Origin of the sequence: Frischella sp. Ac48 (genome assembly GCF_019641635.1) — a bacterium.
Lineage (GTDB): Bacteria > Pseudomonadota > Gammaproteobacteria > Enterobacterales > Orbaceae > Frischella > Frischella japonica.
In genome coordinates, this window is sequence record NZ_JAETXP010000006.1 from 76,172 (window position 1) to 84,502 (window position 8,331).

At 35.0% G+C, this 8,331-nt stretch carries 6 protein-coding genes; all 6 read left to right on the top strand.

The annotated features are described in order from the left end of the window. The first annotated feature begins 92 nt into the window (after positions 1 to 92). The 6 genes from mutT to hemG all read left to right on the top strand — a co-directional run bounded on the left by mutT (position 93) and on the right by hemG (position 7,846). Positions 93 to 494, top strand: a complete 402-nt coding sequence (gene mutT / locus JMI89_RS04155) for an 8-oxo-dGTP diphosphatase MutT (RefSeq protein ID WP_187754289.1) — start codon at positions 93 to 95, stop codon at positions 492 to 494. A 103-nt stretch (positions 495 to 597) separates the two neighbouring features. Next, complete coding sequence (gene parE / locus JMI89_RS04160) at positions 598 to 2,487, top strand: DNA topoisomerase IV subunit B (protein ID WP_220679397.1); 1,890 nt, start codon at positions 598 to 600, stop codon at positions 2,485 to 2,487. 96 nt (positions 2,488 to 2,583) lie between these two features. Then, complete coding sequence (parC, locus tag JMI89_RS04165) at positions 2,584 to 4,827, top strand: DNA topoisomerase IV subunit A (protein WP_220679398.1); 2,244 nt, start codon at positions 2,584 to 2,586, stop codon at positions 4,825 to 4,827. Between the two features lie 45 nt (positions 4,828 to 4,872). Further along, on the top strand, positions 4,873 to 5,712 hold the full coding sequence (djlA, locus tag JMI89_RS04170) for a co-chaperone DjlA (protein ID WP_220679399.1): 840 nt from the start codon (positions 4,873 to 4,875) through the stop codon (positions 5,710 to 5,712). Positions 5,713 to 5,740: 28 nt separating this feature from the next. Then, positions 5,741 to 7,189, top strand: coding sequence for a TrkH family potassium uptake protein (locus JMI89_RS04175; protein WP_187754301.1), 1,449 nt, complete (start codon positions 5,741 to 5,743; stop codon positions 7,187 to 7,189). A 111-nt stretch (positions 7,190 to 7,300) separates the two neighbouring features. Then, positions 7,301 to 7,846 carry a menaquinone-dependent protoporphyrinogen IX dehydrogenase gene (hemG, locus tag JMI89_RS04180; protein WP_187754293.1) on the top strand — a complete coding sequence of 182 codons (546 nt, stop codon included), beginning with the start codon at positions 7,301 to 7,303 and terminating at the stop codon, positions 7,844 to 7,846. The last annotated feature ends 485 nt before the right edge of the window (positions 7,847 to 8,331 follow it).

Here is an 8,331-nt window from a genome sequence, read left to right on the forward strand (position 1 = left end):
TAGTATTATCTTTTTTGATTTTTTACACTTATCGATGTTGTGGTTAGGATTACCGCAACATCATAGTTAACAGGGGGAAAATCAACGACATTATGAAAAACGTCGAAATTGCTGTAGGTATCATTCGTTCTCATGATGGAAAAATTTTTATTACTCAACGTGGCGAAAGTTCTCATCTAGCAGGTTTTTGGGAATTTCCTGGTGGGAAAATAGAGTTGAATGAAACACCTTTTCAAGCGTTACAGCGTGAAATTGCAGAAGAAGTCGATATTCATATTCATGAAGCAACATTTTTAAAAACCATTGAACATGAATACAGCGATTATTTTATCACAATTCATACCTATCTAATTGAAGAGTGGGATGGAGAGCCATTTGCGGCGGAAGGTCAGCCTAGTCGTTGGATTGATGAAGAAGATCTTAATGCTGATGAGTTTCCTGATGCAAATCGTTCAATCATTGAAATGCTCAAGAATTTAGACAATAATATTTAGAATTTCATTAACTTAGCCAAATTGAACAACCTTTATTCGTTGGTCGCATTTTGTTAGCTATTTTAGTATAATATTTCCAATTTTCTCACCTTATAAATGAGCTATGACACAATCAAGTTATAATGCAGTTGATATTGAAATCTTAGAGGGTTTAGATCCTGTTAGGCATCGACCTGGTATGTACACCGACACCACTAGACCAAATCATCTTGGTCAAGAAGTTATCGATAATAGTGTTGATGAAGCTATGGCGGGATATGCCAAACACATTCAGGTAATATTACATGACGATCAATCACTTGAGGTTATTGATGATGGTCGTGGAATGCCGGTTGATATTCATCCTAAAGAGGCAGTTCCAGCTATTGAATTACTCCTATGTCGTTTACATGCTGGAGGTAAGTTTTCGAATAAAAATTATCAGTATTCTGGCGGTTTACATGGTGTTGGTATTTCTGTGGTTAATGCTCTTTCTAAACGGGTTAATGTCACCGTCAATCGTGATGGACAAATTTATGAGATTGCGTTTGAACAGGGGCATAAAGTCGAGGATCTACACATTGTTGGTACTTGTGCTAGACGAAATACTGGTACAAAAGTACGATTTTGGCCAGAAGAAAAATATTTTGACTCACCGAAATTCTCAGTTTCACGCTTAGAGCATTTGTTAAAAGCTAAAGCGGTATTATGTCCAGGATTGGAAATCATCTTTAAAGATGAGGTAAATAACACTCAGCAACGTTGGTATTATGAAGATGGTTTAACAGATTATTTAATGGAATCTGTTAGTGGTTACACACTGTTACCTGAATCTCCGTTTATCGGCCAGCATGCTGGTTCAACTGAGGCAGTTGAATGGGCATTACTTTGGTTACCAGAAGGCGGAGAGTTATTAACGGAAAGTTATGTAAATTTAATCCCAACCGTGCAAGGTGGCACGCATGTTAATGGATTAAGGCAAGGGCTACTCGATGCTATGCGTGAATTTTGCGAATTCCGTAACTTATTACCAAGAGGGTTAAAAATCACTGCTGATGATATATGGGAACGATGTGCTTATGTCTTATCCGTTAAAATGCAAGAACCACAATTTGCTGGACAGACTAAAGAACGTTTATCATCACGTCAGTCTGCTGCTTTTGTCTCTGCAATTGTCAAAGATGCTTTTAGCTTATGGTTGAATCAACATGTTCAACAAGCAGAACTATTATCTGAAATGGTCATTGCTAGTGCACAGCGGCGACTACGAGCTTCGAAAAAGGTCATTCGAAAAAAATTAACAAGTGGACCTGCTTTACCGGGTAAATTAGCTGATTGTTCTTCACAAGATCTGTCGCGAACAGAACTGTTCTTAGTTGAGGGGGATTCTGCTGGCGGTTCAGCAAAACAAGCTAGAGATAGAGAAACACAAGCTATTATGCCGTTAAAAGGTAAGATCTTAAATACGTGGGAAGTATCTTCAGATGAAGTACTCGGTTCGCAAGAAATCCATGATATTTCGGTTGCGATTGGTATGGATCCCGATAGTGATGATTTAAGCCAATTACGTTATGGCAAAATATGTATTCTCGCTGATGCAGATTCGGATGGGTTACATATTGCAACACTACTTTGTGCATTATTCTTAAGGCATTTTAAACCGTTAATTGAGCAAGGGCATATTTATGTTGCGATGCCACCACTCTATCGGATTGATTTAGGTAAGGAAGTTTATTACGCTTTAGATGAAGAAGAAAAAGTTGGTATCTTAGAGCAACTGCAACGGAAAAAAGGCAAAGTTAACGTACAGCGTTTTAAAGGACTTGGCGAAATGAATCCATTGCAATTGCGTGAAACCACGATGGATCCCAATACGCGCCGTTTAGTTCAACTCACACTTGATGATACAGAACAAACAATGGCATTAATTGATATGTTATTAGCAAAGAAACGGGCTGATGATCGACGTGATTGGTTGCAAGAAAAAGGCGATCAGGTTGAGTTAGCGGTTTAACTTCATCGATATTTTAATCCGAACAATAGTCAAGTCGTATTAATTGAAAACGTTAAGTTATATTTTGATTAGTTTTTTTAAATCGAAGGAATACTGATGAGTGAGATTACTCATGATGGTGTAGAGATGCAATCTTTACAAAAATTTACTGAAAGTGCCTATTTAAATTACTCAATGTACGTCATTATGGATCGTGCATTACCATTTATTGGTGATGGTTTAAAACCCGTACAAAGACGCATCGTTTATGCGATGTCTGAATTAGGACTTAATGCGCAAGCGAAATATAAAAAGTCAGCCAGAACTGTAGGTGATGTATTAGGTAAATATCACCCTCATGGTGATAGCGCATGTTATGAAGCAATGGTATTAATGGCCCAGCCATTTTCTTATCGATATCCACTAGTTGATGGGCAAGGAAACTGGGGGGCGCCGGATGATCCTAAGTCATTTGCCGCAATGCGTTATACCGAATCAAGATTATCAAAGTATGCTGATTTACTGCTATCAGAATTAGGACAAGGGACTGTTGATTATGTGGCCAATTTTGATGGTACCCTTCAAGAACCTAAGATGTTACCTGCGCGTTTACCAAATATTTTATTGAATGGTACAACAGGGATTGCAGTAGGGATGGCAACGGATATTCCACCACATAATATTCGAGAAGTGACTAATGCAATCATAATGTTACTTGATAACCCACAAGCGACTTTAACTGATATTATGACCCAAATTCAAGGTCCTGATTATCCAACATCGGCCGAGATTATTACTGCACCAAGTGATATTGCTAAAATTTACGAGACAGGTCGTGGCTCAATTAGAATGCGTGCAGTATGGAATAAAGAGGATGGTGATATCGTTATTACAGAGCTACCACATCAAGTATCCGGCGCTAAAATTCTTGAACAAATTGCGACACAAATGCGCAATAAAAAATTACCATTGATTGAAGATTTACGAGATGAATCCGATCATGAAAATCCAACTCGTCTCGTTTTAGTTCCTCGTTCTAATCGTGTCGATCCAGAACAAGTAATGAATCATCTTTTTGTTACAACAGATTTAGAAAAAAGCTATCGGGTTAATCTTAATATGATTGGTTTAGATCAAAAACCATCTGTTAAGAGTTTATTAACAATTTTAACTGAATGGATTGAATATCGTCGAACCACAGTAACAAGACGGTTGAATTATCGTTTAGATAAAGTGCTAAAACGCTTGCATATTTTAGACGGTTTATTAATTGCATTTCTTAACATTGATGAAGTTATTGAAATAATTCGTCATAATGATGATCCTAAACAAGAGTTAATTAAACGTTTCTTAATTAGCGAAACTCAAGCTGAAGCAATATTAGAACTTAAATTACGGCATTTGGCAAAATTAGAAGAAATGAAGATCACTAGTGAACAAAATCAACTTGCTAAAGAACGTGATCAGTTACAAACCTTATTATCTTCCAATCGCAGGTTAAATACATTAATTAAAAAAGAAATTATTGCTGATTCAGAAAAATACGGCGATGATCGACGTTCACCAATTGTAGAACGTGCAGAAGCTAAAGCTATAACGGAACAAGAACTTACGCCGTCTGAACCCGTTACTATTGTATTATCAGAAATGGGATGGGTGCGCAGTGCTAAAGGGCATGATATTGATCCAACAACCCTGAGTTATAAAGCTGGCGATAATTATAAAGCTTCAGTAAAAGGTAAAAGTAATCAACCCGTAGTTTTTATTGATTCCAGTGGTAGAAGTTATGCGATTGAACCTAATACACTACCTTCAGCAAGAGGTCAAGGTGAACCACTTAGTGGTAAGTTATCTTTACCGGTTGGGGCAAGTATTGAACAATTGATTATGAGTACAAATGAGCAACAAAAAATTATTATGGCTTCTGATGCTGGATATGGTTTTATTTGTAGATTTGCTGATTTAGTGACTCGTAACCGCAATGGAAAAACGATTATAACTTTACCGACCAATGCTAAAGTTATGCCTCTCATTGAAATTGAGGATGATAAGTCACTGTTGTTAGTACTTACTAACACTGGGCGAATGTTAATCTTTCCTGTAAATAGCTTGCCTGAATTATCAAAAGGTAAGGGGAATAAAATCATTGCAATAGCAAGTGCCCAAGCTGAAAAACATGAGGATTATCTAATTTATATGACTCTCATATCCACAGAGTCTTGCGTTACATTATATGTCGGTAAACGTAAATTAATATTAAAACCATCCGATTTACAAAAATTTATTGCAGAAAGAGGGAGAAAAGGCTCGTTATTACCAAGAGGTTTGCAACGAGTTGATCGAATAGAGATAGATGGATAACATCATATTAATTGAGGCGGTTGAAGGTCTTTAGGAGCGATAAATATGTCTTTTATCTGGGCAATTGTCACAGGTATTGTTTTTTCTTATTTTTTTAAAAATAGTTTAATGTTTTTTGTTGGTTTATTTGTTGGTCCTATGTTATATCGCTTTTTTAATAATATGGCGCCTGTAAGAGATAATCCGGCAAACCCTACATTATTTTTAACGGTGGCTTTTGAAGTTCTGGGACATTTAAGTAAAGCTAAAGGTCAGGTAACCGTTGATGATATAAGACTTGCTAGTCACTATATGGATCAATTACAGCTTGATGCTGAAAAACGCAAGTTAGCTCAGGACTCATTTAATCGTGGTAAAGTAACTAACTATCCGTTACGTAAGCGCTTGAATGAAATTTATAATCAATATCGTTATAGAAGAAAAGTCTTAATGGTATTTTGTGAACAGCTTATTCAAGCGGCAATGAGCGACGGTTATTTAGATGAAAAAGAAAAGCAAATTTTGAATATTGTGGCTGAAGAATTTCATATTCCTAAAGCTCAAATGGCTATTTATATTCAAATGATCATGGCGAGTTATCAATTCCAACGCCAGCAGTATTCCAATCAAAACTATCAATCACAGCATAAAGGTAACTATCAAAGACATTATCAGCAATCAACTTCAAAAAATGATATCAATAACGCTTATCGAGTTTTAGGCGTGGATCCTTCAGTAGATGTGGTGATTATTAAACGTGCTTATCGCAAATTGATGAACGAACACCATCCTGATAAGCTAGTTTCAAAAGGATTACCTAAAGAAATGTTAGAAGCAGCAAAGAAACGATCACAAGAAATTCAAGCTGCTTACGATTTAATTAAAGCTGATAGAGGCTTTAAATAAAATTCATAATTGAGAGAAAGCATTTATGATGCATTGGCGTTCTATTATTCGGATTGTTGGACTACTCATCTCGCTTTTATCGGTGTTTATGTTAATACCTGCGTTAATTGCTATTATTTATCGTGATGGTGGAGGTGCTATATTTGTTCAGTCTTTTTTTCTTGCATTTATTTTAGGTATCATATTATGGCTGCCGAATCGTAAATATAAACAAGATCTTAGTACGCGTGAGGGTTTTTTAATTGTTGTTTTATTTTGGGTTGTGTTAGGCACGATTGCAGCATTTCCATTTATTTTTGATAATCATCTCAACCTAAATCTAACAACGGCATTTTTTGAATCTTTTTCTGGACTAACAACTACTGGTGCAACAAGTATTATTCATCTTGATACTTTACCTAAGGCGCTACTTTTCTATCGACAGTTATTACAATGGTTAGGAGGAATGGGAATTATTGTATTAGCAGTCGCTATTCTGCCTTTACTCGGGGTTGGGGGAATGCAATTATATCGTGCTGAAATACCTGGCCCACAAAAAGATAGTAAGGTTCAACCTCGTATTGCACAAACAGCAAAAACGTTATGGTCCATTTATATATTTCTAACGGTTATTTGTGCTGTTAGTTTATGGTTAGCGGGGATGGATGGTTTCGATGCGATATCCCATAGTTTTTCAACAATATCCATGGGGGGATTTTCAACCCATGATGCTAGCTTGGCTTATTTTCATAATCCTATTATTAATTATATTATTACTTTCTTTATTATATTATCGGGTTGTAATTTTGCTCTGCATTTTAATGCTTTTAATCAATTTTCCATTAGACAATATTTCAAAGACCAAGAATTTAGAGCGTTTATTACCATTTTAGCAATATTAATAGCTATTAGTATTGTTATTATTTATCTATGGAGCGATAAAGGATTCAATACATCGGTAGATAAGGTCGTTTTACAAGTTGTGTCTACGGCAACGACCACCGGCTTCGCCATTGATGATCCTTATCATTGGCCGCCTTTATTACCAATAATGTTATTATGTGCATCATTTATTGGTGGTTGTGCTGGTTCGATTGGTGGAGGCATGAAAGTGGTAAGAGTATTACTGCTATTTATGCAAGGTTCACGCGAACTTAAGCGTTTAGTACATCCTAATGCAATTTATAGTCTAAAACTTAATAACCGCGTGTTACCAGAACGAATTATTGAGGCTGTTTGGGGATTTTTTTCTGCTTATGCTTTAGTGTTTTTGATAAGTTTTTTTATTGTTGTCGCCAATGGCTTAAGTGCAATGGATGCTTTCTACATTGTCGCTTCTTCGTTAAATAATTTAGGTATTGGCATTGATGACGCAAGTGACACATTTACTCATGTTGGTGAAATAGTGCAATGGGTTATGATAATCGATATGTTATTTGGAAGATTAGAGATTTTCACATTGTTGGTTATTTTTACGCCAGCATTTTGGAAATCATAATTGTTAATTTCGGAATATTAATATTATTCTTAATGTTAATTAAGTTATAAAATTATAAATACATATCTTAATATGTTAATTATAAGAGTACTATTTTTATCAAGAGTCTATATGAAAACGTTACTATTATATACAACCCATGAACAACAGACCGCAAAAATTATGCAACGCATTAAAAGCCAGCTTGGTTCAGAATTTGATTGTACATTGATTGAATTAAGATATGATTCGCAAATTAATTTATGTGAATATCAGTCGGTAATTATAGGTACCTCAATTCGTTATGGGTTTTATAGTAATTTAATTAAACAATTTATTGATAATAATTATCAACAATTGAATCTGATGAAAAGTGCCTTTTTTGGTGTCAATCTTATTGCGCGAAAAATAAATAAAAATACACCGGAAACTAATTTATATACACGAAAGTTCTTAGCTAAAATAAAATGGTTTCCTAAATTAAAAGCTGTATTTGCAGGAGCACTTTTTTATCCAAGCTATAATTGGTTTGATCGAAATATGATACGTTTTATTATGTGGTTAGGTAAAGGCGATACTGACGTAACTAAACCTATTATTGAGTATACTGATTGGGATAAAGTTGATATTTTTGCGCAAACTTTTAAAAAGTATATTAATCAATCCACATTAGATTAATGTTTTGTAACCCAACAATTTTTAGTAACAGCTAGTGGTATATTTTACATAGCTTATCAATTAGATTTTAAACAAATAATTGTAGATAAAGATATTAGATAAGATATTTTATGTTTTGTTATATATGCCGTTAACATATTGAATTGTGCATCACTAAGTTTGATAACTAATCATAAATTCTCGCCTCATAGTATGGAATTTGTACAGATTTGTGATGATCCGCACAAACAATAATCAACTGATAAAAAAAGATCGAAATAGCAGTTGAAGAAAGCGAAAAGATCGTTATAATGCGCATCCACTGATTGATTGAGAGCGACGAAAGGAATTCTGATTCAAACAGTATGTAGAAGAAAATTTTGAAAAAAGATAAAAATTTTCTTGACGGATAAAAAAGGATAGCGTAGTATACGCAACCCTTGAGACAGTAAACCTAGAAGGTAAACTGTTAGCTCTTTAAAAAGTAAAAACAGACAATCTGTGTG